23 protein-coding genes and 1 pseudogene are annotated in these 24,546 nt (G+C 67.0%); 11 read left to right on the forward strand and 13 right to left on the reverse strand.

Translation table 11 applies throughout. The features are described from left to right. Positions 1–15 precede the first annotated feature (15 nt). Positions 16–1,806, forward strand: a complete 1,791-nt coding sequence (locus CN538_RS13000) for a DUF748 domain-containing protein (RefSeq protein ID WP_106419700.1) — start codon at positions 16–18, stop codon at positions 1,804–1,806. Continuing rightward, positions 1,803–2,156 (forward strand): GFA family protein, encoded by a 354-nt coding sequence (locus CN538_RS13005; RefSeq protein ID WP_207233495.1) that lies wholly within the window; start codon positions 1,803–1,805, stop codon positions 2,154–2,156. The genes CN538_RS13000 and CN538_RS13005 overlap by 4 nt, the downstream gene beginning before the upstream one ends. Before the next feature lie 42 nt (positions 2,157–2,198). Here the strand turns inward: CN538_RS13005 and CN538_RS13010 are convergent, their stop codons facing one another. Next, a complete protein-coding gene (locus CN538_RS13010; RefSeq protein WP_106419701.1) occupies positions 2,199–2,462 on the reverse strand; it encodes a type B 50S ribosomal protein L31 in 264 nt (87 codons plus the stop codon). 256 nt (positions 2,463–2,718) lie between these two features. On the opposite strand from CN538_RS13010, the gene CN538_RS13015 reads away from it, so the two are divergent. Both CN538_RS13015 and CN538_RS13020 read left to right on the forward strand, forming a co-directional pair. After that, on the forward strand, positions 2,719–3,018 hold the full coding sequence (locus CN538_RS13015; RefSeq protein ID WP_106419702.1) for a hypothetical protein: 300 nt from the start codon (positions 2,719–2,721) through the stop codon (positions 3,016–3,018). Between the two features lie 165 nt (positions 3,019–3,183). Then, positions 3,184–3,582: an STN domain-containing protein gene (locus CN538_RS13020; RefSeq protein ID WP_106419703.1), complete on the forward strand. Its 399-nt coding sequence runs from the start codon at positions 3,184–3,186 to the stop codon at positions 3,580–3,582. A 72-nt stretch (positions 3,583–3,654) separates the two neighbouring features. On the opposite strand, the gene CN538_RS13025 is transcribed toward CN538_RS13020, so the two are convergent. Beyond that, entirely contained in the window at positions 3,655–3,933 is a 279-nt protein-coding gene (locus tag CN538_RS13025) for a hypothetical protein (RefSeq protein ID WP_106419704.1), read from the reverse strand. A gap of 233 nt (positions 3,934–4,166) precedes the next feature. Here CN538_RS13025 and CN538_RS13030 point away from each other — a divergent pair, with 233 nt between their 5' ends. Both CN538_RS13030 and CN538_RS13040 read left to right on the forward strand, forming a co-directional pair. Beyond that, complete coding sequence (locus tag CN538_RS13030; RefSeq protein ID WP_277985173.1) at positions 4,167–4,898, forward strand: CHAD domain-containing protein; 732 nt, start codon at positions 4,167–4,169, stop codon at positions 4,896–4,898. 372 nt (positions 4,899–5,270) lie between these two features. Beyond that, entirely contained in the window at positions 5,271–6,746 is a 1,476-nt protein-coding gene (locus CN538_RS13040; RefSeq protein ID WP_242495098.1) for a BCCT family transporter, read from the forward strand. Between the two features lie 161 nt (positions 6,747–6,907). Here CN538_RS13040 and CN538_RS13045 read toward each other — a convergent pair whose 3' ends face one another. The 10 genes and pseudogenes from CN538_RS13045 to def form a co-directional block, all read right to left on the reverse strand. Then, the gene (locus CN538_RS13045) at positions 6,908–7,432 is read right to left on the reverse strand and encodes an Hsp20 family protein (protein ID WP_106419707.1); all 525 of its coding nucleotides are present in this window, start codon (positions 7,430–7,432) and stop codon (positions 6,908–6,910) included. A 494-nt stretch (positions 7,433–7,926) separates the two neighbouring features. Further along, a pseudogene (locus CN538_RS13050) lies at positions 7,927–9,173 on the reverse strand (TraB/GumN family protein). 155 nt (positions 9,174–9,328) lie between these two features. Further along, positions 9,329–10,612 carry a serine/threonine transporter SstT gene (gene sstT / locus CN538_RS13055; RefSeq protein ID WP_106419708.1) on the reverse strand — a complete coding sequence of 428 codons (1,284 nt, stop codon included), beginning with the start codon at positions 10,610–10,612 and terminating at the stop codon, positions 9,329–9,331. Between the two features lie 236 nt (positions 10,613–10,848). Beyond that, positions 10,849–12,297, reverse strand: a complete 1,449-nt coding sequence (locus CN538_RS13060) for a TrkH family potassium uptake protein (protein WP_106419709.1) — start codon at positions 12,295–12,297, stop codon at positions 10,849–10,851. A gap of 130 nt (positions 12,298–12,427) precedes the next feature. Then, positions 12,428–13,801, reverse strand: a complete 1,374-nt coding sequence (gene trkA, locus CN538_RS13065) for a Trk system potassium transporter TrkA (protein ID WP_106419710.1) — start codon at positions 13,799–13,801, stop codon at positions 12,428–12,430. A 220-nt stretch (positions 13,802–14,021) separates the two neighbouring features. Continuing rightward, entirely contained in the window at positions 14,022–14,228 is a 207-nt protein-coding gene (locus tag CN538_RS13070; RefSeq protein WP_106419711.1) for a dodecin, read from the reverse strand. Between the two features lie 95 nt (positions 14,229–14,323). Then, the gene (locus CN538_RS13075; RefSeq protein WP_242495099.1) at positions 14,324–14,761 is read right to left on the reverse strand and encodes an isochorismatase family protein; all 438 of its coding nucleotides are present in this window, start codon (positions 14,759–14,761) and stop codon (positions 14,324–14,326) included. 436 nt (positions 14,762–15,197) lie between these two features. Then, positions 15,198–16,550: a 16S rRNA (cytosine(967)-C(5))-methyltransferase RsmB gene (rsmB, locus tag CN538_RS13080; RefSeq protein WP_106419712.1), complete on the reverse strand. Its 1,353-nt coding sequence runs from the start codon at positions 16,548–16,550 to the stop codon at positions 15,198–15,200. Next, the gene (fmt, locus tag CN538_RS13085) at positions 16,547–17,569 is read right to left on the reverse strand and encodes a methionyl-tRNA formyltransferase (protein ID WP_106419713.1); all 1,023 of its coding nucleotides are present in this window, start codon (positions 17,567–17,569) and stop codon (positions 16,547–16,549) included. The genes rsmB and fmt overlap by 4 nt, the downstream gene beginning before the upstream one ends. A gap of 85 nt (positions 17,570–17,654) precedes the next feature. Further along, a complete protein-coding gene (gene def, locus CN538_RS13090; RefSeq protein WP_106419714.1) occupies positions 17,655–18,167 on the reverse strand; it encodes a peptide deformylase in 513 nt (170 codons plus the stop codon). A 330-nt stretch (positions 18,168–18,497) separates the two neighbouring features. Between def and CN538_RS13095 the strand changes: the two genes are divergently transcribed. Both CN538_RS13095 and dprA read left to right on the forward strand, forming a co-directional pair. Next, a complete protein-coding gene (locus CN538_RS13095) occupies positions 18,498–19,616 on the forward strand; it encodes a LysM peptidoglycan-binding domain-containing protein (RefSeq protein WP_106419715.1) in 1,119 nt (372 codons plus the stop codon). Then, positions 19,613–20,767, forward strand: a complete 1,155-nt coding sequence (dprA, locus tag CN538_RS13100; protein ID WP_106419716.1) for a DNA-processing protein DprA — start codon at positions 19,613–19,615, stop codon at positions 20,765–20,767. The genes CN538_RS13095 and dprA overlap by 4 nt, the downstream gene beginning before the upstream one ends. A gap of 238 nt (positions 20,768–21,005) precedes the next feature. On the opposite strand, the gene CN538_RS13105 is transcribed toward dprA, so the two are convergent. Then, on the reverse strand, positions 21,006–21,836 hold the full coding sequence (locus tag CN538_RS13105; RefSeq protein WP_164999601.1) for a 5'-nucleotidase, lipoprotein e(P4) family: 831 nt from the start codon (positions 21,834–21,836) through the stop codon (positions 21,006–21,008). Positions 21,837–22,092: 256 nt separating this feature from the next. Between CN538_RS13105 and tsaC the strand changes: the two genes are divergently transcribed. From tsaC to aroE, 3 genes are all read left to right on the forward strand, one after another. Continuing rightward, positions 22,093–22,641 (forward strand): L-threonylcarbamoyladenylate synthase type 1 TsaC, encoded by a 549-nt coding sequence (gene tsaC / locus CN538_RS13110; RefSeq protein ID WP_106419718.1) that lies wholly within the window; start codon positions 22,093–22,095, stop codon positions 22,639–22,641. Positions 22,642–22,744: 103 nt separating this feature from the next. Beyond that, on the forward strand, positions 22,745–23,680 hold the full coding sequence (gene hemF, locus CN538_RS13115; RefSeq protein WP_106419719.1) for an oxygen-dependent coproporphyrinogen oxidase: 936 nt from the start codon (positions 22,745–22,747) through the stop codon (positions 23,678–23,680). Further along, the gene (gene aroE / locus CN538_RS13120; RefSeq protein WP_106419720.1) at positions 23,677–24,489 is read left to right on the forward strand and encodes a shikimate dehydrogenase; all 813 of its coding nucleotides are present in this window, start codon (positions 23,677–23,679) and stop codon (positions 24,487–24,489) included. Before hemF ends, aroE begins: the two co-directional genes overlap by 4 nt. The last annotated feature ends 57 nt before the right edge of the window (positions 24,490–24,546 follow it).

The following is a 24,546-nucleotide window of genomic DNA, read 5'->3' on the forward strand; positions in this document are numbered from 1 at the left end:
CAAGGGAGTGTGTCCATGAGCGCGACCCGCCGCCGCTGGATCGGCGTTTTCACCGTGGCGCTCGCGCTGCTGTTTCTGGCCATCGTGGCCGGCCCCTGGGCGCTGACGAAGTGGGCGGAGAGCCACTTTTCCCGCTCGCTGGGGGAGCCGGTTACGCTGGAGCGTCTCTATTTCAATCCCTTTACCGCCACGGCGTCGTTCTCGTCACTGGAAATCGGCAGCGGCAAGACGCCGATGCTCTCTGCCGCGTCGGGCCGGGTGGCGTTCGCCTGGGATAGCCTATGGCAGCCGGGTATCCATATCGAGTCGGTCACTCTGGGCTCGCCGCATCTGAATCTGGTCTCGCCGCCCTCCGGGCCGCTCAACGTGACCACACTTGGGCAGGGCTCGTCCGCGTCGAGCGATGCCGGTCAGCCGATGCCGCTAACCATCGACCGGATCCGCGCTGAGCATGGGCGTATCGTCTGGGTCGATCAGACAGCCGCCGGGCAGTCCAGAATTCAGGCGGACGAGGTCGATCTTACGCTCGAGGGTTTTCAGCGCCCGGAAGGCGGCCCGATGCAAGGGCAGGCTACCGCGACCCTGGGCGGTGGCCAGCTAGATCTGCAGGGGCAATTCGGCCTGCTGCCGCTGAGCGGCGATCTCACGCTGAAGGCGCAGCAGGTCAACGCCGCCGCGCTCGACCCCTGGTTGACCCGGGCGCTGCCGGCGCGGGTGGTGGGCGGTCAGTTCTCGCTCGATGGCAGGCTGCGCTTCGGGCAGGCGGTGGCTACCGCCGTGGCCTATCAGGGCGGGGTGACGCTGAATGGCTTCGAGACCCAGGGGGCGCAGGGCCAGCCGCTGTTCTCGGTGCAACAGGGCGTGGCCAAGCAGGTCGATTTCGCCAGCGGCGACCATCTCGTCGTCGGCTCGCTGGCACTCACGGCGCCCAAGTTGAATGCGCTGGTGGATGATCAGGGGCGCTTCAATCTTACGGCGCAGTTCGGCGGCCAGCAGGCACAGGCGGGGCAGGCCCAGACTCAGAGCAGCCAGGATCAAGGCAACCAGGATCAGACTAGCCAGAAACCAAGCGATGGGGGCCAGAGCCAGAGCGGCCAGAAACAGGGCGGCCAGGACCCAAGCAACGGGCATCAGAACCCAAATAGCCAAGCTAATCGTCAATCCGGCGGTATGGCGCTGGCGCTGAACCAGATGCATATCGAGCAGGGCGAGATGACGTTCGAGGATCGCCGCATGTCGCCGGTGGTGTCGCTGGATATCGGCCAGTTGCAGGGCCAACTGACGGGCTTCGATACCCGCACCGCCAAGCCCGCCCAGTACCATGTCAACGGCAGCGTGAGCGATGGCACCCCGGTGATGATCGAAGGGGACGTGAGCTTTGGAGATAGCCTGGGTGCGCGCATGCACCTGACCACCGAGCGGCTGGCGCTGTCCCAGTTCGCGCCCTATATTCGGCGCTTCGCGGGCTATCGTATCGAGCATGGCAGTGCCGATCTCGATCTCCACTATCGCCTGCAGGACGGCGCGCTGACCGCGCGCAACCATATCATCCTCAAGCAGCTCGACCTCGGCCGTGAGGTCGACCCGGACGCCAGCTCGCTACCGCTGAAGAATCTGGTGGCGCTGCTGCAGGCAGAGAACGGGGTGATCAATCTGAACATCCCGATCGATACCACCGTCAACGGCAGTCAGATGGATATGAGCGTGGTGATCTGGCAGGCGATCTCGGAGTCGCTGGAGAATATCGTCACCTCGCCGATCGATTCGCTGCAGGCGCTGATCGGCTCCCCCGAGAAGGGCTCATGACCACGCCAGGGCAACTGACGCTGCGCTGCGACTGCGGCAATCTCGAGATCACTGCGCCGATACCGGCGCAGGTGACCGTCTGCAACTGCGGGATCTGCCGTCGCTACGCTGCGCTCTGGGCCTACTACTCCCCCGGCGAGGTCACCCTCCAGGTCGGCGAGGCGGGGGTCGCCCTGTGGCAGCGCGGTGACCGCGAGATCGAGTTCGTGCGCTGCGCCCGTTGCGGCTGTGTCAGCCATTACCGCACGCTACCCGGTGATACCGATCCGCTGATCGCGCTCAATACGCGGCTGGCAGAGCCGGCGCTGGCTGGCGTTCCGGTACGCCAGGCGGACAACGCCTCGCGCTGAGCGTGTCGACTAAAAGGCCCGGCGCGATGGCCGGGCCGGGGATCACTTGCGACGCGCGGCGGCGATGCTGCCGAAGCGGCGCTGGAACTGGGCGGCGCGGCCTTCGCTGCCGACTTCGCGCTGCTTGCCGGTATAGAAGGGGTGCGAGGCGGAGGAGATATCCAGGCGCACCACCGGATAGGTGTTGCCGTCTTCCCACTCGATGGTCTCGTCCGAGCTCATGGTCGAGCCGATCTTGAAGTACTTGTCGACGCTGGTGTCGTGGAAGATCACCGTGCGGTATTGGGGATGGATGCCGTCTTTCATGCTATCTCTCCTGGGCGTATGCTGGCTGAATCGATGATTTGATATTGTTATGTTATCACGTATCTATATGGGTTGGGCAATGCCGCCGATGACTTCCTGCCAAGGGCGCGATGCCGCGCGCTGAGCGGGGGAAGTCGCTGTCTGCTTTGCGACCCATCGCTAACTGGTTGAGTCATCTGCCTACGTTCAGCAGCGCCGATCCGGTATCATCGGCGCACTTTCCGGCGGACTTCTCTTTCTCTGACAGGCAGCGGACATGCATAACGTCTACGTACCCGTGGTGGCGATCCTTCTCGTCTTTGGTGCCATCTTCGGCTATCAGGCCTTCAGCGATAGCCAGGTCGATGACGACGTGGCGCAGCTGATCGCCGCCCAGCGCGGGGTGGAAAAGGTCGAGATGAAGGATCTTCAGTCGGTGCAGAAGGGCTACGGCCTGTGCGGCGAGTATCGGGCCGCGGGGGAGACTGCCTATGCGCCTTTCTACTACAGCCAGGTCAATGAGCAGGTGACGCTCGATACCCAGGCCAAGGTTTTCCAGAAGTACTGCGCCCGTTGAACGCCTCAGCGACAGCCCCATCTTGCGATAGCGGACGACGCGATCGACGATGTTGTTGGGCTGGCCTATCTAGCGCCGGGCCTAGTAAGAGATAGGACTAGTAAGAGATAGGACTAGCGAGAAACAGGTCTAGCGTGAGACGGGAACCGAGAAACGGAGATCACCATGGTCAGACGTTTTGCACTAGGCGCACTTGGCGGGGTGACTTTAGCACTGCTCTGCGGTTGTGCCCCGGCACCGGCGGCGCCGAAGCCAGATGCGCCGGCCGCCCACTCAACGGGCATCTCCACGGCCGCGTCCAACGCGCCGGCGGCGGCCACGCCGAAAGGCGCCTGCGACAAGCCGGCGGCGCACCCCATCCCGCCTCAGCGCTTCGACGAGACCGCGCAGCAGTTGGCCCATGCCACCGGCTGTTTCATCGAGACCGACCTCTCGCGAACCGAGTCGGTGCCGGTCAATGCGGTTACCGGGGCGATGAGCATTCGCCAGGCGCTGGAGGTTGCACTTAAGGGCACGCCGCTCGAGATCGTCTCGCAGACGCCGAACCGCATCACGGTGCGCTGAGACAACCCCGGCGCATAGAAACCCCGGCCGCCTCGATGAGCGGCCGGAGATGATGATCGCTGGTGGCGCGAATCAAATCTGCTGAAAGCGCTCGATGCGATCGCGGATCGCGACTTCGGGACCGACCAGCTCGTTGAGATCGCTCTCGGTGAGTCCGATATGGGTGTGGCCCCGGGCGATGGAGACATAGGTTTCGCCCTCGCGGATCGCCTCCTCGACCATCAGCGATAGCTCCTTGCGGTCATTCAGCGACGCGGGGTCGAAGGGTTGCCGGGCGCGCTGGTGCTGCAGGCTCTGCTCCTTGCGGCAGCGGGTCAGCAGGCTTTCGGTGATGAACGGTGTACTCTTCACGGGATCGATCCCCCTTCGGTCAGGTCCATCTTGAGCCTAGAACCGAGAGAGAACTCCTCTCCATTAGCTTTGGGCGAATGGGGGGCGAAGGGAGTGGGGTGAATAGCGTGGCGCAAACGGAGATGCCGCCAGCCCCGGCTGCTGCCTGGTCTACGCTATAAGCTATGAAGCTTTGAATCTATAGCGCGCCTGATTGCCGGAGTGGGGCCAGCCATGCCTTATCGCCTCGATCTATCCCAACCGCTGGAAGACGAAACTCGCCGAATTGCCCTAGAGCAGATCGCGCGGGCGCGGCGTGCGCTGATGGAGGCGCCGCCGGTGGAGGCGATCCACGAGCTGCGCGCAAGCGCTGCAAGAAGATTCGCGCGCTGCTGCGTCTGGTGCGCCCGGCGCTGGGCAAGCGCTATGCCCGCGAAAATCGGCGTTTTCGCGATCTGGCACGCCAGGTCTCAGGGCGGCGTGACGAGCAGGTGCTGCTGGAAACCTTCGATGCGCTGCTGGCGCACTACCGTGACGAGATCGACCGCCGCCACTACACGGCGATCCGCGCGCGACTGAAGGCGCGTCGTGAACGCACCCTGTCCAGTGAGGATGAAAGTCAGGGTGAGAGCCAGGGTAGGAGCGAGGGCACGATGGATACCGCCGCACTGGAGGCTGCGCTCGACGAGGCGCGCCAGGCGGTACTCGGCTGGCGGCTGAAAGGACCGCAACGGGATGCCTGGCAGGCAGGGCTCGCCATGACCTACCGGCGCCTGGATGATGCCGGTGAGACCGCCGCGGAGGAGGGCAGCGTGGTGGCGCTGCACGAGTGGCGCAAGCGGGTGAAATATCATCGCTACCACTGCGAACTGCTGCGTTCGCTCTGGAAGGCGCCGCTGACGGTACGCGCCCGAGGAGGCGCACCGGCTGTCGGATCTGCTCGGCGACGATCACGATCTGGCGATGCTGGCAGCGGCGCTGGATGATGCTGACATGCAGCGCATCTCCGCCGAGCGGCGTCAGGCGCTCGGCTCGCTGGTGACGCGCCGTCGTCTGAGTCTGCAGCGTAGCGCCATGCCGCTCGGTACGCGGCTGGCCGCGGAGTCACACCAAGGCCCTGGGCAAGCGCTTCAAGCGCTATCGTCGGGCGCTGCCAGGCTGAGCGCGTGCCCCGGAAACGGGCGCGCGCAACCCGGCTAGCGGCAGACGCCGATACGCTCAGCGCTTGCCGTCAGCGGCGTGGGTCGGTAGGGTGGCGCGCTTCATGCCTAACGAACGCTCCCCCATATGACTCCGATCCCAACGCGCCATCGTCTACAGGTGGCCGTTTTGGCGACCCCGTCGTACTCATACTCACCGTGGGTTTCATCGTGCTGTTCGTCGCCGCTTCGGCGATCGCACCGGACACCGTGGCGCATCTGATCGATATCAGCTTCACCCAGTCCGCGCGACTGTTCGGCAGCACCTTCCAGCTCTTGATGCTGTTGACCTTCTTTATCGCCATCGGCGTGGCGCTGTCTCCGGCCGGCCGCGCGCGCATCGGCGGGCTCGACAAGCCGGACATGAGCACCTTCCGCTGGGTCTCGATCATCTTGTGTACGCTGCTGGCGGGAGGCGGGGTCTTCTTCGCCGCCGGCGAGCCGATCTACCACTTCGTGGTCACACCGCCAGCGTTCGATACCCAGGCGGGCACGCCGGCGGCGGTGCCCAATGCGTTGGCCCAGGCTTTCTTCCACTGGGGCTTCACCGGCTGGGCCATTCTCGGCACGCTGCCGGTGTGTATCCTCTCGCATCAGCACTATCAGCGTGGTCTGCCGCTGCAGCCGCGCACGCTGCTGGCACCGGTGATCGGCGACAAGCGGATGAAAGGCGTCCTCGGTGGCGTCATCGATGCCATCTGCGCCATCGCGGTGACCGCCGGCACGGTGGGTCCGCTCGGCTTCCTGGCGACCCAGGTCAGTTTCGGGCTCCACGATCTGTTCGGCTTTCCCCGCGGCTACGAGGTGCAGTTGATGATCCTTGTCGGCCTGGGCGCGATCTACGTCACTTCGGCGGTGACCGGGATCGACCGCGGCATCCAGTTTCTCAGCCGCTTCAACGTGATCTGGGCGATGATCCTGGGCGGTGTGATTCTGGTGCTGGGGCCGACCCTGTTCCTGGTCAATAGCTGGTTCCAGGGCTTCGGCACCTACCTGAACCACTTTTTCGAGCTGTCGACCCTGACCACGGTCACCGCGCCGCTGAGCTGGCTGAAGTGGTGGACGGTGTTCTTCTTCGCCTGGTTCGTCGGCTTCGCACCGCCGATGGCGATCTTCGTCACGCGGATCTCCCGCGGGCGCACCATCCGCGAGATGATCATCGCCACTGCGGTGCTGGCGCCGATCGTGACCACGGTGTGGTTCACCCTGCTCGGCGGCTCCGGCATCTTCTACCAGTTGCATGGGGTAATCGATCTGGCCGAGCCGCTCAAGAACTTCCAGTTCGATGTGGCTACGCTGACGGTGGCGCAGGCGCTGCCCGGCGGTACCTGGATGGCGCTGGCGGTACTGGTGCTGACCACCATCTTCGTCGCCACCACCGGTGACTCGATGAGCTACGCTGTCTCCGTGGTGTGCGCCGGCCACGATGACCCGGGCGTGGCGCTGCGCGCCTTCTGGGGCGTCACCTTCGCGCTGATGGCGGCGATCCTGCTCTACATGGGCTCGGGTCAGGTCAGCGTGCTGCAGCAGTTCCTGGTGATCCCGGCGGTGCCGGTGGCCTTCCTGCTGATTCCCACCCTGTGGCACGGGCCGCGGGCGGCATATGCCATGGCCAGGGAGCAGGGCGTCATCTGAGGCTCAACGTCAGAGGGTGTTTACAAATTCGACGCTCAGACGAAAGAAGGCCCGGCGGGTTACCCCGCCGGGCCTTCTGCTATCCGTCGTGCCGGCAGCGTGGGCTGCCTGGCCGGCGGATCTTGGCGGCCGTCGCGGCCGTCATCTCGCCCGGTTCACGCTCAGGCGTGGGCGGTCTCTACCGTTTCGCCCTGAGTCACGTCGCCCTGAGTCGCATCGCTCTGGGCGTCACGGCTCACGGACGTGTCGCTCAGGCGCTGCTGCTTGCCATTGATCGGAATCTGGCGCGGGCGCTGCTCTTCGGGCACCACGCGCAGTAGATCGACGATCAGCAGGCCGTTTTCCAGCCGTGCGCCCTGGACCTCGATGTTTTCGTCGAGGCGGAACGAGAGCTTGAACGCGCGCTGGGCGATGCCCTGGTGCAGGTACTGCACTCGCTCTTGGTCGTCGCGCTCGTTCTTGCCGGCACTGATGGTCAGTACGCGCTTCTCGACGTTGACATCGAGCTCGCCCTCGCCGAAGCCGGCGACCGCGACGGCGATGCGGTAATCGTTCTCGCCATACTTTTCGACGTTGTAGGGCGGATAGCTGGGCACGTCGTTCTGCATCGCGGTCTCGAACAGATCGTTGAGCCGGTCGAAACCGATGGAACGGCGGAACAGCGGAGAAAGAGACATCGTATTCATGGTGCAACCTCCTGAATGACAGCGAAGTCTTGGGGTGCCCGAGCCCATCTCGGGCCACCGGTCGCGGACCCGCTGGGCGGCGTCCGCTGTCGAGGGGATGACGCATGCAAGATGCCGTCGGCTGACTGCTCCTCTCTCGATATTATGTTAAATAGGGTCGCCTGAACGGCTTTCAAGGGGGGAGGGCGTTACGCGGCGATATTTTTTCTTCCCCGCCCTTTGCCCCTCTATCAGCGGCCTTGGCGGCACCCGTAACGGAAAATGGTGGCGCTTGGATGGCTTTCAAGAGGGATGATGTAAGAGGAGAGGAGTGCGCGAGAGCGGTTATGGGCGCAGGCTCGCATCAGACATAGGACGACAGCCGAACGGCTTCGCTTGGACACGCACGCTCGGCTCGCGCATGGCGAACCGAGGGCTCTGAATCAGCTGAGGGCTCTTAATCAGCTGAGGGCTCTGAATCAGCCGAGGGCTCTGAATCAGCCGAGGGCTCTGGGCTAGCCGAATAGCTGCCCGGCGATACGCAGGCCGGCGACCCAGGTGGCGATCGCCGAGCCGAGGCTCGAGAGCAGGAACACCAACAGGGTGCGTGCGACCCGGTTGCGCCACCAGCCGCGCCAGTGGCTGACGTCGCTGCGCAGGCGCGAGAAGTCACCCACCGTGGGGCGGCGGAAGTAGAGCTCGACCCCGGCGGTGACGAAGCCGACCCCGATGGTGGGGTTGAGCGAGGTGAGCGGGGCACCGAGGAAGGCCGCGGCGATGGTCAACGGGTGGCCGAGGGCGATCAGCGCCCCCAGCGCCGAGAAGCTGCCGTTGATCAGCACCCACTCGGCCACCAGCGACCAGCCGAAGGCGGTGTCGCGGCTGAAGCCGATGGCGAAGCCGGTGAGCACCAGCGCGACGATGACCCAGGGCAGCGCCTTCCACCAGCGTGCGCGGGGCGCGTGGACTCCAGCGCCGCGCGCTCATCGCGCACTGCCGGTGCCGCTGGCGGCTGGGCATCCAGCGCCCGCAGATGCTCGCTCATGCCCTTGAGGTGGCCGGCGCCGATCACCACCAGTACCCGGCGGGCCGCGCCATCTGGCAGCGACTCCACCAGCTTGAGCGCCATGAAGCGGTCGCGCTCGGCGATCAACGGCACATAGAGGGATTCCGACTGCTCGGCGAACTCGGCGAAGGTGGATTCGAGCACATCACCCTCCTTGAGCTTCTCGATCTCCTCGCTGGAGACCGTCTGCCGCGACAGCACGCTGCCGAGCAGCCCCGAGATCAGCCCGAAGCGCTTGTACCAGGGCACGTTCTGGTAGATGCGCTTGAGGGTGACACCGATCTCGCGATCGATCAGGTAGAGCGGCAAGCCGGCACGCTGGGCGCCCTTGACCGCGGCGCGCATCTCCGCCCCCGGCTCGATGCCGGAGTGGGCCGCCACCCGCTGCTGGAAGGCGCCGAGCGCCAGGCTCGCCGCGACCATGCCCGCCTTGCCCTGCTTGAGCACCTGGAACAGGTCGAGCTTGGCCATGGCATCGGGCTGGGTCAGGCTCTGGTGGCGCGAGGTGCAGAGCTCGATCGCTACGGCGTCGAACTCGCCGGAGTCGATCAGCGCGCGCACTTCGTCGGCGCTGGCCTGGGAGACATGGGCGGTACCGAGCAGGGTCAGCTCGTGCTCGGCGAGCGCGACGACCTCGCGGGGGCCGGCTGTGGAGTCAGACATCGAGGGGAAATTCCAAGGCTGGAGAAAAGTCATCACCCATATTGCACGTCACGGCGGCGATGCCAAGCCGGCCGGTGAAAAACCGGCCGGCCGGGGCGAACGCTCAGGCTTCGCCGGCCCCATTTCCCAATCCTCTGACGATGGGCGCCGGATAAGTCCACGTCGTCTAGCGGTTGTGAAAGGCGCTCTTAAACCGTTTTGCTCGCTGCGCCGCTGGTCTCCTGTACTGCGCGTGTCTCGTCCTGCGCTGCGCGAGCCTTGGGCGAACGGCAGGCCGCGGCGGTGAACAGCACATCGGTGGAGGAGTTGAGCGCGGTCTCGGTGGAGTCCTGCAGCACGCTGATGACGAAGCCGATGGCCACCACCTGCATGGCGACGTCGGCGGAGATGCCGAACAGGCTCGCCGCCATCGGGATCAGCAGCAGCGAGCCGCCGGCGACCCCGGAGACGCCGCAGGCGGCGAGGGCGGAGACGATGCACAGCAGCAGCGCGGTAGAGAAGTCGACGCTCAGGCCCAGGGTGTGGGCGGCGGCCAGGGTCATCACGGTGATGGTCACCGCGGCGCCGGACATGTTGATCGTCGCGCCCAGCGGGATCGATACCGAGTAGGTATCGGCGTGCAGGTCGAGGCGCTTGCACAGTTCCATGTTGACCGGGATGTTGGCGGCGCTGCTGCGGGTGAAGAAGGCGGTGATGGCACTACCGCGCAGGCAGGTGAAGACCAGCGGATAGGGATTCTGACGGGTATACAGGAACACGATCAGCGGATTGGTCACCAGCGCCACGAACAGCATGCAGCCGATGATCAGCCCGAGCAGATGGGCGTAGTCCGCCAGCGCGCTCATGCCGGTGGTGGCGAAGGTGTTGGCGACCAGCCCGAAGATGCCCAGCGGGGCCAGCCGAATCACCCAGCGCACCAGTCCCGAGACGGCATCGGAGAGATCGGCGAGGCCGCGCCGGGTGGTGTCGTTGGCGCGCCGCAGCAGCAGGCCCAGACCCACCGCCCAGGCCAGAATGCCGATGAAGTTGGCGTTGGTGAGCGCCGCCACGGGGTTGTCCACCGCGCTCAGCAGCAGGTTGCGCAGGATCTCAGCGATGCCCGATGGCGGCGTGCCGTCGGCCTGGGGCGCGTCGATGATCAGCGTGGTCGGGAACAGGAAGCTCGCGCTCACCGCGACCAACGCCGCCACCAGGGTGCCGATCAGATAGAGCGCCAGCACGCCGCGAATCTGGGTCGGCTGGCCACGCTCGTGGCTGGCGATGGCGGCCATCACCAGCACGAACACCAGAATCGGTGCGATCGCCTTGAGCGCGCTGATGAATACCTGACCCAGGATCTCGAACGATTGCGCCAGTGCCGGCGCCAGCTGGGCGACCAGCAGGCCGAGCAAGATGCCGATGACGATCTGGGGAATCAGACCCAGCCGCAGGAACGACGGGGCGGAAGAGCGGCGTTGCGAATTGACGGACATGACTCTCTCGTGATGCGAAAGGTAGGGGACGGCACTACCGCTGCCTCGTGAGCCTCTTGGCGGCGCCGGAAAGCCGCGCATTCTATCATTGGCGACCCCCGGCCTTCCCCCCTGGCGATAGCGCGCTCGTCATCCTTTAGTGGAAGGCGGCTGCGGATAGTGGTGGCAGGCAGCCGTGGACAGTGGAAGGCCGCCGTGGATAGTGTAAGGCTGCAGCGAACAGCGGGACGCCGCGCTCAGCGGCGCCAGAACGCCGGTGTGAACAGCACCAGCACGGTGAAGATCTCCAGGCGCCCGAGCATCATCGCCAGCACCAGAATCCATTTGGCCAGATCGGGGATGTCGCCGTAGTCGGTGGAGACCGCACCCAGCCCGGGGCCCAGGTTGTTGAGTGCCGAGCCCACCGCGGACCACGCGGTGACCTGATCGAGCCCGGTGGCCGAGAGCGCCAGCAGCATCAGCACGAACAGCATCAGATAGACCGAGAAGAAGCCCCACACCGCCTCGGCCACGCCCTCGGAGATGCGCATCTTGCCCACCTTGACCGCGAATACCGCATTGGGATGGATCAGCCGGTGCACCTCGCGGATGCCCTGCTTGAGGATCAGCAGGATACGGATCACCTTCATCCCACCGCCGGCGGAGCCGGAGCAGGCGCCGACGAAGGCCGCCATGAACAGCATGATCGGCAGTACCCCGGGCCACAGGGTGAAGTCGGCGACGCTGAAACCGGAGGTGGTGGCCACCGACACCGCCTCGAACAGCCCATGGCGCAAGCCGGTGGCGTCGTGGTAGGTGCCGGTGGCGAACAGCGTGACCACGGTGATCAGCACCAGCAGACCGAGGAAGGAGACGAAGAAGCAGAACTCCGGGTCACGGATGTACTGCAACAGACGCTTTTCGCGCCATACCGCGAAGTGCAGGCCGAAGCTGATCGAGGAGACGATCATGAACAGCACGCAGATCAGCTCGATGGTGGCGCTGTCGAAGTAGGCGATGCTGGCGTCATGGGTGGAGAAACCGCCCACCGCGATGGTCGAGAAGCTGTGGCCGATGGCATCGAACCAGTCCATGCCGGCGAGCCAGTAGGCCAGCGCGCAGACCACGGTGAGGATCACATAGATGTACCACAGTGCCTTGGCGGTCTCGGTGATTCGCGGGGTCAGCTTGGAGTCTTTCAGCGGCCCGGGAATCTCGGTGCGGTAGAGCTGCATGCCACCGATGCCCAGGGTGGGTAGGATCGCCACCGCCAGCACCACGATCCCCATGCCGCCGAGCCACTGCAACTGCTGGCGGTAGAAGCGGATCGAGGCGGGTAGCTGATCGATGCCATGGAGCACCGTGGCGCCAGTGGTGGTGAGCCCGGAGAAGGATTCGAACGCCGCGTCGGTGAAGCTCATCGCCGGGGCTGCGGAGACCATGAACGGCACGGTACCGAACAGCCCCAGTACGCCCCAGAACAGCACCGTGATGATGAAACCATCGCGGGTGCGCAGCTCGCGCCGGGCGCGCCGGTTGGGCCAGTAGAGCAGGGCGCCGGTGACCACCGAGATCGCCATGCCGATGCCGAAGGCGTGCCAGTTGCCGTCGTGGAAGATCCGCGCGATCACCATCGGCGGCACCATGGTCAGGCTGAACAGCATCAGCAGCAGCCCGACGATGCGCAGAGTCACGAACAGGTTCATGCGCACACGCTCGCGAACGGCCGCCGCGACCGCCGTGAAAGGCGTGCCAACGCCACCCCGAAGAAGGGCATCCGAATGAATGGTCTGGGAACGAGCGCCATCGAGACGAACGGCATCGAGACGAACAGCATCAGAAAAAGGTGAGCCCGACCTGGAACAGACGTTCGACGTCGCGAATGCGGCGCTTGTCGATCACGAACAGGATCAGGTGGTCGCCACTCTCGATCAGCACGTCGTCGTGGGCGATCAGCACCTCCTTGCCGCGCACAATGGCACCGATGCTGGTGCCGTTGGGCAGATCGACCTCGCCGATGGTGCGCCCGACGACCCTGGAAGAGCGCTTATCGCCATGCGCAATCGCCTCGATCGCCTCGGCGGCACCGCGACGCAGCGAGTGCACATTGACGATATCGCCGCGGCGCACGTGGGTCAGCAGGCTGCCGATGGTGGTCTGCTGCGGCGAGATGGCAATATCGATCTCGCCGCCCTGGACCAGGTCCACGTAGGCGGCGTTGTTGATCAACGTCAGCACCTTCTTGGCGCCCAAACGCTTGGCCAGCATCGACGACATGATGTTGACCTCGTCGTCGTTGGTCAGCGCGCAGTAGATATCGCAGTCCTCGATGTTCTCCTCGAGCATCAGCCGCTTGCTGGTGGCGCTGCCGTGCAGCACCACGGTGCGGTCGAGCTTCTCGGAGAGGGTGCCGCAGCGGCTCAGATCGTGCTCGATGATCTTGACCTGGTGCTTGTGCTCGAGGGTCTCGGCCAGGCGCTCGCCGATGTTGCCGCCGCCGGCGATCACCACGCGGCGGAAGTCGCGGTCGACCTTGCGCAGCTCGCCCATCACGGTGCGGATATCCTTGCGCGCGGCGATGAAGAAGACCTCGTCATCGGCCTCGATCACGGTGTCACCGGAGGGAATGATCGGACGGTCACGGCGATAGATCGCGGCTACGCGGGTATCGATATCCGGCATGTGGCGGCGCAGAAAGCCCAGCTCCTGGCCGACCAGGGGCCCGCCGTAGTAGGCCTTGACCGCCACCAACTGGGCCAGGCCGCCGGCGAAGTCGAGCACCTGCAGCGCACCGGGGTACTCGATCAGCCGGCGGATATGGTCGGTGACCACCTGTTCCGGACTGATCAGCACGTCGACTGGGATAGCGTCGTTGGAGAACAGGCTCTTGCGCGTCAGATAGGCGGTCGAGCGCACGCGGCCGATCTTGGTCGGCGTGCGGAACAGCGAGTGCGCGACCTGGCACGCGATCATGTTGATCTCGTCGGAACTGGTCACTGCGATCAGCATGTCTGCATCCTCGCCGCCGGCCTGGCGCAGGATGTTGGGATAGGACGCGGTGCCCACGACCGTGCGGATATCCAGGCGGTTCTGCAGCTCGCGCAGACGCACTTCGCTGATATCCACGACGGTGATGTCGTTCTCTTCGTTGGCCAGGTGTTCGGCCAGCGTGCCGCCCACTTGGCCGGCCCCTAGAATGATGATTTTCATGCCAAACCGTCAGGGAAGCACTGAGTAAAAAAGTGCGGGAGAGAGATGCCCAATCACCCCTGGGGGTCGGGCGCGCCTCGATCAGCGCGTAGCATAACGACCCTGGACGGCGAATGACACCACCCCGCATGCGGGCGAGGCGTGACGTCAGAAATCGAGATAACAAGAAACACCAGCGCGGGCGGCGACGCTGCCACGGCCCGCGCCGATCAGGCAACGATCAGTCGAGTGAGATACCCACCTTCACTGTCACCTGCCAGTGGGCGATGCGCTCGTTCTCGATGTGCCCGCGGGTCTCGGTGACCTCGAACCAGCGCATGCCGTGCAGTGACTCGCTGGCCTTGGCGATGGCGTTCTGTACGGCGGCTTCGATGCCGTCGGGGGAAGAACCGGTGATCTCGACCTGCTTGTAGACGTGATCGCTCATGGGGCTACTCCTTCTGGGAAATGGCAATGTCTGGTGAATGACGATTTCTGTGGAATGACAGTCTTTCAGGGTGATCGGTTTCAGGGTGACGGCCGTCAGGCCTCGATCACCGAGATCTCCAGCGCCGCCAGCCGTGCGAGCACGTCGGCGTCGGTGTCGAAGGTGACGGGTCGGGTCAGCGGCCACAGGAAATGGGTGCGGAAACCGGCGGCCACCGCGTCCTCGGCGGTCCACAGCACACACACGTCGCGGGCCAGGCCGCAGATGTAGACGTCGCTCACGCCGCGGTCGCGCAGCCAGCCGGCCAGCCCGGTGGCGGGGCGATGGCCCTCGGGGCCGACGTTGTTGCGAAAGGCGCTGTAGGAGTCGATGCGCGGATCGGTGCCCTTGCGAATGATCACATCGCACGGTGACCAGTCGATGGCCGGGTGCAGCGCCGCACCCTCGCTGCGCTGGACACAATGGTCCGGCCACAGGGTCTGGCTGTGGCCATAGAGTTCGATCGCCTCGAACGGCTGGTGCGGGGGTGGCATGAAGCGAAGGAGACGTGGCGCGCAGGGTGCCAATCCTGGGTCGCCACCACGTGGCCGAAAGCGTGCTGCGCCAGCAGCAGGCAAGGCCAGGAAGGATCGCGTCCCCCTCGGGGCAGGCCAGGGCGCCGCCCGGCATGAAGTCGGGCTGCACGTCGACGATCACCAGCGCGCTGTTCTCGGCGATGCCGTCGAGAGACGCCAGTGCCGGCTGGGTCTGGACGTGCGGCGTGAACGCAGACTCGGTCTGGGGTTCGGTTTCGCTGGCCGCCACCGCGCAGGAAGAGTCGGTGGCGGTGGCTGACACGCGGGAATCTGACACGCTCTTGGCGGGCACGGGCGGCCTCCCTGATCCGGTATCCATCCTCAGTATCGAAGCGCACCCGCCAGGGCGCAAGTCGGCGGGGTGGCTTGCTCCCCCGCCTCTGCGGTCCATGCCTTACGGCAGCACCTTCTCCAGCCGAGCGTAGAAGAAGCCGTCGTGGCCGCCTTGGGCGGTCAGCAGCTGGCGGCCGTGGCCGGCGGTCTGGCCCCAGGCGAGGTCTTCTGGAGTGGTGGCGCGGGCGTCCGGGGTGCGCGCCAGGAAGGCAGCGATCTGCTCGGCGTTCTCGGCCGGCAGCACCGAGCAGGTGGCGTAGAGCAGGGTGCCGCCGGGGGCGAGCTGGCGCCACAGGTTGTCGAGCAGGCGCGCCTGCAGCGCGGCGAGGTCACCGATATCGCTGGCGCGGCGGGTCAGCTTGATGTCCGGGTGGCGGCGGATCACCCCGGTACCCGAGCAGGGGGCGTCGAGCAGGATGGCATCGAAGCCCGCGCTCGGCGCCGCGGCGTCCGAGGCCTGGCCCAGCGTCTCGGCGAGCGTGGCACTGCTGGCATCGAGGGCGTTCAGGCGGGCGTCGAGACCCAGCCGCTCCAGCGTGGCACCGACCCGCGCCAGCCGGCCGGGGTCGATATCGCTGGCGGTGAGGTCGAGGGTGAAGCGTTCCAGCAGGTGCGCGCTCTTGCCGCCGGGGGCGGCGCAGGCGTCGAACACCCGCGCACCGTCGCGGCCCTCGAGCGCCGGCGCCAGCAGATCGGCGCAGAGCTGGGCGGATTCGTCCTGCACGCTGACGTCGCCCTCGGCGAAGCCCGGCAACTGGTAGACGTCCACCGCTGCGGCGAGCTGGATACCGTCGGCGGCGAAGTGGCAGGCGCTGGCCTCGATGCCGGCGCCGCCGAGGCGTTCGAGATAAGCATCGCGCGTGGTCCGACGGCGGTTGACGCGCAGGGTCATCGGCCCAGCCTCGTTGTTGGCCGCGCACAGCGCTTGCCAGGCATCGGGCCAGGCCTGACGCAGTGCCTTGAGCAGCCAGGCGGGATGCCACAGCGCTACCGGCGGATCGCGGTCGACCTTGGCCTGGAGTGCTACCGATTCGCGCTGGAAGCGGCGCAGGCAGCCGTTGAGCACGCGGGTGGCCCAGGCCTTGCCCACCCCGCGGGCAGCACCGGCGGTCTCGCTGACCGCGGCGTGTGCCGGCACGCGCATGTGCAAGAGCTGGTAAAGTCCCAGCAGCAGCAGTGCCTGCACGTCGCTGTCGCGCTTCTTGAACGGCTGGCGCAGCAGCTCTGCGGCCAGCGCATCGAGGCGCGGATAAGCGCGGCAGACACCGAAGCAGAGCGCCTTGACGAAGCCGCGGTCGCGCTCGGCGACCCCGTGGGCGGCGATGTCGGCGTCGAGTGAGGCCAGCGACCCTTCGGCGTTGATGACCGGCACCAGCAGCTTGGCGGCCACGGCCCGTGCACTGATTGCGCTCATGCGTCGGCTCCTGTCGTATCTTCCGGCTGGCCTAGGTCTGGCTGGCCCAGGCGCTGCCCGGCGCCGAGCCGTGACGGCTTGGCGTTGAGCAGGTCGCGCGCCGTCAGCGGTTTACCGCCCGGTAGCTGCAGCCGGGTGACCCGCAGCACCTCGCAGCCTTCGCTGCCGCAGGCGATGCGCAGGGCATCATCTGCCGGGGCGAGCAGGGTGCCGGGGGGCGTGGCGGGCTGGGCGGTGTCCGCCTCGGCCTCGGCCAGCCACAGGCGCACGCTGTCGCCGTCGAGCCGCGTCCAGGCCACCGGCCAGGGGTTGAAGGCACGTATCCGGCGGGCTAGCGCCGCGGCGGGCTGGCGGAAGTCGAGTTCGGCTTCGGCCTTGGAGAGCTTGCTGGCGTAGGTGACGCCGTCGTCAGGCTGCGGCGTCGGTGTCAGGTCGCCGTCGCTCAGCGCGTCGAGGCCGGCGATCAGCGTCTCACCGCCGAGGGCGGCCAGGATGTCGTGGAGCGTGCCGCCGGTGGTGGTGGCGTCGATCGGCGTGCGCCGTACCAGCAGCATGTCGCCGGTATCCAGGCCGGCATCCATCTGCATCAGCGTGATGCCGCTCTCGCGGTCGCCGGCTTCGATGGCGCGCTGGATCGGTGCCGCACCGCGCCAGCGTGGTAGCAGCGAGGCGTGCACGTTGAGACACCCCAGCCGCGGCAGGTCGAGCACCGCCTGCGGCAGCAGCAGCCCGTAGGCGACCACCACCATCACGTCGGCTGCGAAGTCGGCCAGCGTCTGCTGCGCTTCGAGCGTCTTGAGCGAGGTCGGCTGACACACCGGCAGGGCGTGGTCCAGCGCCAGCTGCTTGACCGGGCTCGGGGTCAGCTTGCGCCCACGGCCGGCGGGGCGGTCGGGCTGGGTGTAGACGGCGACGACCTGATGGCGCGAGTCGAGCAGCGCCTGCAGACTTTCTGCGGCGAAGTCGGGGGTACCGGCGAAGACGATACGCAGCGCGCGGCCGTCGGTGCTGTGGCTCATGCGGCGGGGTTCCTCTCGAAGCACGAAAGGCCGGCGTCACGGTGACGGCCGGCCTCGAACGAAGACTGACGTGGGCGAATCCGGATCAGGCGTCCTGATCCTGCTTGTGGCGCTTCTGCATCTTCTTGAGCACGCGGTCGCGCTTGAGCGGCGACAGGTAGTCGACGAACAGCACGCCCTCGAGGTGATCGCACTCGTGCTGGATGCAGTGAGCGAGCAGACCGTCGGCGTCGAGCTCGTAGGCGTTGCCGTCACGGTCGGTCGCTTTCAGGTGAACGCGCAGGGCGCGCGGCACTTCGGCGTAGTAGTCGGGGATCGACAGGCAGCCTTCCTGCAGCGGCTGGCGCTCGTCATCCAGCGGCGTGTAGCTCGGGTTGATCAGCACCAGCGGCGAGCTGCGGTCGTCGCTGACGTCCATGACGATGACGCGCTGGTGTACGTCGATCTGGGTCGCCGCCAGACCGATGCCCGAGGCGTCGTACATGGTCTCGATCATGTCGTCGACCAGGGCGCGGATCTCGTCGTCGACCTGCGCCACCGGGGCGGCCTTGGTGCGCAGGCGGGGATCGGGATATTCGAGGATGGTTCTGATGGCCATAGCGTTCTGGGTGCCCGTCGGCGTGTTGACGTAATTCTCTATTGTAGAGCCGCGTTGGTGCGTTCTCAAAATCCCGCGACGCGATCAATCCTTCTTAGGGTTTGTACGAAAAGTCAGCGAGCGAAGGCAAGACAAGGCAAAAATCGACGAAAACGCGGAGTTTACGGGGTGTAAATGAGCATTTGAGACGATTTTTAACGTCGTATTGCCGAGCGCAGGTAGTTTTCGTACAAAGCCGGGGGGCATTCAAGTCCCGTCGGCAGTAGCCGATCTATTCCTGACAGGCGCGGCTCCGCCGCGCAACCGATATCCAGCGTCAGGAATAATGCGATGGCGAACGGCCTCCGGCTCTCATCCACTCGGTTCGTCCGCCGTCTGGCGTCATCGGCAATTGGCTGTACGCTTTTGCTGTTCACGCTGAGCGGGCCGGGTATGACGCCGGCGCTGGCCTACACCCTCAAGCCCGATGCCCCGAGTCGCTACCAGGTGCGCCCGGGCGACACCTTGTGGGGCGTGGCGGCGCGCTTCCTCGAAGATCCCTGGTCCTGGCGCGAGTTGTGGCGACGCAACCCCGGCGTGGCCGGGCCCGAGCAGCTCTATCCCGGCGATGTGCTGGTGCTCGCCCCCGGCGCTGGTGAACCCGCTCTGCGCGTCGAGCGCGGTCGTGGCGAGACGGTCAGACTCTCACCGCAGGTGCGCCGGGCGCCGGTGCGTGAGGCGCTGCCCAGCTTGCCGCTGGAGCGGGTGCGGGTATTCCTGAAGGCCTATCGGATCGTCGATCCTGCCCTGCTGGACGCAGCGCCGCGGGTGGTGGCGGGGCAGGGCGGACGCCTGCTCAGCGGTGCCGGGGATCGGCTCTACGCTCAGGGTCGGCTACCGCCGGTGGGCACGCGACTGGGCATTTACCGCGCAGGAGACGACTACCGTGACCCTGCTGACGATGCTCCTCTGGGGCGTGAGCTGCAGCGCCTGGGCGAGGCGCGGGTGGTGCAGCGCCAGCCTGACGTGAGCGAGCTGGAAGTGCTCGATGCCGGGCGCGAGATCCGCGCCGGGGATGCCCTGCTGACGCTGGACGACGGTGGCATCACCACCGAATTTTTGCCGCGGGCGCCGGCTTCACCGATCACCGCGACCCTGCTTGCGGTACCCGGTGGGGTGCGTTTCATTGGCCGTGACGATGTGGTGGCGATCGATCGCGGGCGTGCCGATGGGCTGGAGCCGGGGCACGTGCTGCAGGTGATGCGCCAGGGCGAGCGCGTACGCGCCGCCGACGGCGATGGCTGGATCAGGTTGCCGGCCCACGAGGCGGGCGCGGTGATGGTGTTCCGAGTCTTCGACCATCTCGCCTATGCGCTGGTGATGCGGGCCTCCGAGGCGCTGGCGGTGGGCGATCGGCTGACCACGCCCCAGGCGCTCGGTGGTGGCATGGCGCGTGCGGAGGCGCCGTGAGTTCGGCGGGGCCGACACTGCGCGGCTGGCTGGCGCTGGCTGCACTGCCCGGGCTCGGACCCGCGCGGCTGGCCCCGCTGCTGCAGCGCTGGCGCGAGCCCGAGTCGTTAGCCTGGCCGCAGGGGTGGCTGGCGGCGCTGCCGGCTCGGCTGGCCCAGTCGCTGCGGCTGTGGCTCGATCACCCCGCGAATAGCCCGCTCGAGGATTCTGTCGAGGCGGCGCTGGCATGGAAGGCCCAGAGCCCGCGCCACCATTTGCTGCATCCGGCTCATTCTTCCTGGCCCACGCTGCTCGATCAGCTTCCCGACCCGCCGCTGGTGCTGTGGGCCAAGGGCGATCTGAGCGCATTGACGCCGCCGGCGATCGCCATCGTCGGCACCCGCAAGCCGACCCGAGAGGGGCGCGACAACGCCGCGGCCTTCACGCGTGAGCTGATCGCGCGCGGCTTCGGTGTGGTCAGCGGCATGGCGTTGGGTATCGATGGCATCGCCCAGCACACCGCGCTGCAGGCTGGCGGCGCCACCGTCGGCGTGCTCGGCTGCGGCGTCGATGTGATTTATCCGCCGCGCCACGCCGGGCTCTATCGCGATCTGCTGGCGGGTCGCGGGCTGCTGCTCTCCGAGCACCCGGCCGATACCGCCGCGCATCCGCGTTTCTTTCCGCGGCGCAATCGGCTGATCACCGGGTTGTCTCAGGGTGTGCTGGTGGTGGAAGCAGCGGAGAAGAGCGGTTCACTGGTCAGTGCGCGCCTGGGCCTCGAACAGGGGCGCGAGGTGTTCGCCCTGCCGGGCTCGATCCACAACCCCCAGGCCGGCGGCTGCCTGCGGCTGATCCAGCGCGGCGAGGCGGCGCTGGTGCGTAACGTCGACGACATACTGGCCGAACTGGGGCACTGGACACCGGCAACGGCTGGCGAGCACCTGGACACGGCGCCATCCGAGGCCGCCACGCCACCGGTCACGAGCCCGGAGGCGTCGGTCGGGCCGCACGCCGGGGTATTGGCGCAGCTGAGCGATACCCCGACGCCGATCGACGTGCTGGTGGCAGCGTGCGGCGAGTCGGTCGCCACGCTGCAGCTGGCGCTGCTGGAACTCGAGCTGGAAGGGCAAGCGGCGCAGACCGCGGGCGGCTGGGTACGCCGCCGCGGTTGACACCGGGCCGACACCAGACCGCCGGACGGGTCACCGCCCGGCGGTCTTTACGTGGAACTATGCGCTTTAGAGTGCCTTTCACAGCCGCTGGACGACATGGGCTTGTCCGTCGGCAGGGCGTCGCGAGGGCGCTGTGAACCCCTCCCTGGGCGCTACCTTTGCCATCCCTGGCAAAGGACCCTCGCTTTGCCCTGCCCCCGGCGCCCATCGTCAGCGGGTTTGGACATGGACTTTTGGCTCAGGGCGTCTCGGGGCCACCCCACTGCTGCAGATGATTGCGCCGGGCGCGGGCTTTCTGCGCGTCGTCCAGGCTCCAGTCGTTGTGATAGAGCGCGCCTTCCCAAGCACCGTAAGCGGGGTTGGGCAGCACGATGTAGCGGCTGCCGAAGGCGTCGGGCTGGGACTCGACGGCTGCGCGCCGGGCCTCGGCGGTGGCACGGTCGAAGCCGGCCGAGAAGTCGCCCAGATTGTCTCCCATCAGCAGGATCACCCAGTGCGACTGCGCCACGCGCTGGCGGCGCGCGGTCTTGTCGCCGCTCTCGGTGCGCGGCAGGAAGTGCGCTTCGTCGGCGTCGGGGAAGCCGACCTGGCGCAGGTTGCGCAGCGTGGCCTGGGTCTCGTCGGCGCGCCGATTGGTGATATAGAACACTTCCACCCCGCGCGAGGCGGCGTAGTCGAGAAACGCCTTGGCCCCGGGCATCGCCCGCGCGCTGGCCTTGTCCACCCACTGGTGCCAGGTAGCGCTCTGATAGTTCTCGCCGCTGGCGATCAGCCAGGCTTCGTACGGGCTGTTGTCTAATACCGTTTCGTCGACATCGACCACGATCGCCGGTGGGCGCTGCTGCGCGTCGGGGGCGGCGAGGGCGCGGTCGAGATTGCGCCGCGCGAGATTGAACGCCTGATGGCTCAGCGCGGCGTACTCGCCGGAGGTCTGCATCCACAGCGTCGCCATCACCAGCTGATCGGAGAGCGCGGGTGCCGGCGGCTGGCTCGTCTGCTGGGCGCAGGCACTGAGGCCCCCGGCGCAGACCAGGCCGAGCAGGGCGAGAGATAGAGGCGATCGTGTCATCTTGGACTCCTGAAACGAGGTGAGATTTGGGGGGAACGCCGAGCGCATTTCACAACGCTGCCGCCCGTTTCACTATGGCCGGCACACGCCGCTGGCGCCATCTTCGCGGGCCGTGGCCTGGTCCTCGGCGTCTGTACCTCGGCGTGCCGTGGCGCGTGATGGAGTCGCCGGGGTGCGACGCTCGGGCGCGGAGGCGAGCGTAAGGCGGCGTGTTACCATCGCCGCAGCTTGAATACGGCAACTCGAGGAAGCGGAGATGTCAGAGTGGGCCGCCGCGATTGCGGCGTTGAAACAGGGGGGCGTGATCGCCTATCCCACCGAGGGGGTCTGGGGGTTGGGCTGTGACCCGGACGACGCCGATGCGCTGGCGCGGGTCATCGCGCTCAAGGGGCGCGCCAGCGACAAGGGGCTGATTTTGATCGCCGGCAGCCTGGATCAGCTCGAGCCGTGGCTCGCCGGTCTGGATGCCGAGCAGCGTGGGCGTCTGGCGGCGAGCTGGCCTGGCCCCAATACCTGGCTGATACCCGACAACGGCCGCGCCCAGGCGCTTTTGCGCGGCGACCACACCACCCTGGCGGTGCGGGTCAGTGATCATCCGCTGGTACAGCAACTGTGTGCCGCCTGGGGCGGGCCGCTGGTCTCTACCTCAGCCAATCGTGCCGGCGAAGCGCCGGCGATGAGCGCACAGGCGGTACGCGAGACCTTCGGCGACGCCGTGGCGGCGATCGTCGACGGCCCGCTGGGGGGGCGCGATCGCCCCAGCACGATTCGCGACCTGCTCAGCGACCGCGTGCTGCGCCCCTGAACCGGGCGGCTGTCACGCGCCGCGCCCTGCCCGCACGATAGCCATCATCCACCTCTTGGCAGCCGGCGGCCCATTTTCCGTACCTCGTAGAAGGATATCGACCATGGCACATTCGCACCTCGACAGCGTCAAGACCTACCTGCTCTCGCTGCAGGATTCCCTGTGCGACTCGCTCGCGGCGCTGGATGGCGGCAAGGTTTTTGCCGAGGACTCCTGGGAGCGCGCCGAGGCGGGCGGTGGTGGGCGCAGCCGGGTGATCGAGGAGGGCGCGCTGTTCGAGAAGGGGGGTGTCAACTTCTCTCATGTGTACGGCGCCGAGCTACCCGCCTCGGCCACCGCCGCCCGCCCCGAGCTGGCCGGGCGCAGCTTCCACGCGGTGGGGGTCTCCTGGGTGCTGCACCCGCGCAACCCGCACATCCCCACCGCCCACGGCAACGTGCGCTTCTTCATCGCCGACAAGCCCGGCGAGGCGCCGGTGTGGTGGTTCGGCGGCGGCTTCGACCTGACGCCCTATTACCCCTACCTCGAAGACGCCCAGCACTGGCACCAGGTAGCGCAGCGCGCCTGCGAGCCGTTCGGCGAGTCGGTCTACCCGCGCTTCAAGGCGTGGTGCGACGACTACTTCTTCCTCAAGCACCGCAACGAGACCCGCGGCGTCGGCGGGCTCTTCTTCGACGATCTCAACGAGTGGCCGTTCGAGCAGTGCTTCGCCTTTCAGCGCTCGGTCGGCGACAGCTTTCTCGATGCCTATCTGCCGATCGCCGAGCGCCGCCGCGAGACCCCCTTCGGCGAGCGTGAACGCGACTATCAGGCGTTCCGCCGCGGGCGCTACGTCGAGTTCAATCTGGTCTGGGACCGGGGTACCCTGTTCGGGCTGCAGAGCGGTGGGCGTACCGAATCGATCCTGATGTCGATGCCGCCGCTCGCGCGCTGGCAGTATCAGTGGACCCCGGAGCCGGGCAGCCCGGAGGCGCGCCTGCTCGCTTATCTCAAACCGCATGACTGGCTGAATGCCGCCCAGGAGCCGCAACCCGCATGAGCGATCGATACGCTGTCTTCGGCAACCCCATCGGCCACTCGAAGTCGCCGCGCATCCATGCCGCCTTTGCCGCGCAGACCGGCGAAGCGATGGTCTACGAGGCGATCGAAGCACCCAGCGAGGATTTTGCCGGCGCCTGGCGCGCGTTCGTCGCTGCCGGCGGCCGTGGGGCCAACGTCACCGTACCGTTCAAGCAGGATGCCTTCGCCCTGGCCGAGGTGCACACGCCACGTGCCCACCTCGCCGGCGCGGTGAACACCCTGTGGCTGGATGCCGACGGCCGGGTCCACGGTGATACCACCGATGGCGTGGGCCTGGTGCGCGACCTGCAGGCCCATGCCGCGCCGTTGGCGGGCGCGCGGGTGCTGCTGCTGGGGGCAGGTGGCGCCTCGCGCGGGGTGATTCAGCCGCTGCTCGAGGCCGGCGTGGAGAGCCTGCGCGTGGCCAACCGCACGCCGGCCAAGGCGCAGGCGCTGGCGGCGCTGTTCGCCGATAGCGGACGGGTCGCGGGCTGCGGCTTCGAGGCGCTGGCAGGGGGCTTCGATCTGGTGATCAACGCCACCAGCGCGAGCCTCGCCGGTGAACTGCCGCCGCTGCCGGAGACGCTCTTCGCCCCCGAGGCGCTGGCCTACGACATGATGTACGGCGCCGAGCCCACGGTCTTCCTGCGCTGGGCCGCAGCGCATGGTGCACGCACGGTGGACGGCCTGGGCATGCTGATCGAGCAGGCCGCGGAGTCGTTCTGGCTGTGGCGTCAGGTGCGCCCGGAGACCGCAGCGCTACTTGAGACGCTGCGCGCCGAGCTGTGAGGCCGCGCACGTCTGCCGATAGAGGCGCCGCACGCGCTGGGTGCCCTGCGTCCAGTC

The sequence above is a fragment of the Salinicola tamaricis genome, from assembly GCF_003006155.1.
In the GTDB taxonomy this organism is placed as follows: domain Bacteria; phylum Pseudomonadota; class Gammaproteobacteria; order Pseudomonadales; family Halomonadaceae; genus Salinicola; species Salinicola tamaricis.

Coding starts and splice junctions, on each gene's coding strand:
- CN538_RS13020 (WP_106419703.1), top strand. CDS start 3,184: ATGGTCAGACGTTTTGCACTAGGCGCACTTGGCGGGGTGACTTTAGCA.
- fmt (WP_106419713.1), bottom strand. CDS start 17,569: ATGAGCCACAGCACCGACGGCCGCGCGCTGCGTATCGTCTTCGCCGGT.
- tsaC (WP_106419718.1), top strand. CDS start 22,093: ATGTCAGAGTGGGCCGCCGCGATTGCGGCGTTGAAACAGGGGGGCGTG.
- trkA (WP_106419710.1), bottom strand. CDS start 13,801: ATGAAAATCATCATTCTAGGGGCCGGCCAAGTGGGCGGCACGCTGGCC.
- rsmB (WP_106419712.1), bottom strand. CDS start 16,550: ATGAGCGCAATCAGTGCACGGGCCGTGGCCGCCAAGCTGCTGGTGCCG.
- CN538_RS13045 (WP_106419707.1), bottom strand. CDS start 7,432: ATGAATACGATGTCTCTTTCTCCGCTGTTCCGCCGTTCCATCGGTTTC.
- CN538_RS13105 (WP_164999601.1), bottom strand. CDS start 21,836: ATGACACGATCGCCTCTATCTCTCGCCCTGCTCGGCCTGGTCTGCGCC.
- sstT (WP_106419708.1), bottom strand. CDS start 10,612: ATGTCCGTCAATTCGCAACGCCGCTCTTCCGCCCCGTCGTTCCTGCGG.
- CN538_RS13095 (WP_106419715.1), top strand. CDS start 18,498: ATGGCGAACGGCCTCCGGCTCTCATCCACTCGGTTCGTCCGCCGTCTG.
- CN538_RS13005 (WP_207233495.1), top strand. CDS start 1,803: ATGACCACGCCAGGGCAACTGACGCTGCGCTGCGACTGCGGCAATCTC.
- CN538_RS13075 (WP_242495099.1), bottom strand. CDS start 14,761: ATGCCACCCCCGCACCAGCCGTTCGAGGCGATCGAACTCTATGGCCAC.
- aroE (WP_106419720.1), top strand. CDS start 23,677: ATGAGCGATCGATACGCTGTCTTCGGCAACCCCATCGGCCACTCGAAG.
- CN538_RS13015 (WP_106419702.1), top strand. CDS start 2,719: ATGCATAACGTCTACGTACCCGTGGTGGCGATCCTTCTCGTCTTTGGT.
- CN538_RS13070 (WP_106419711.1), bottom strand. CDS start 14,228: ATGAGCGATCACGTCTACAAGCAGGTCGAGATCACCGGTTCTTCCCCC.
- hemF (WP_106419719.1), top strand. CDS start 22,745: ATGGCACATTCGCACCTCGACAGCGTCAAGACCTACCTGCTCTCGCTG.
- CN538_RS13010 (WP_106419701.1), bottom strand. CDS start 2,462: ATGAAAGACGGCATCCATCCCCAATACCGCACGGTGATCTTCCACGAC.
- CN538_RS13000 (WP_106419700.1), top strand. CDS start 16: ATGAGCGCGACCCGCCGCCGCTGGATCGGCGTTTTCACCGTGGCGCTC.
- def (WP_106419714.1), bottom strand. CDS start 18,167: ATGGCCATCAGAACCATCCTCGAATATCCCGATCCCCGCCTGCGCACC.
- CN538_RS13060 (WP_106419709.1), bottom strand. CDS start 12,297: ATGAACCTGTTCGTGACTCTGCGCATCGTCGGGCTGCTGCTGATGCTG.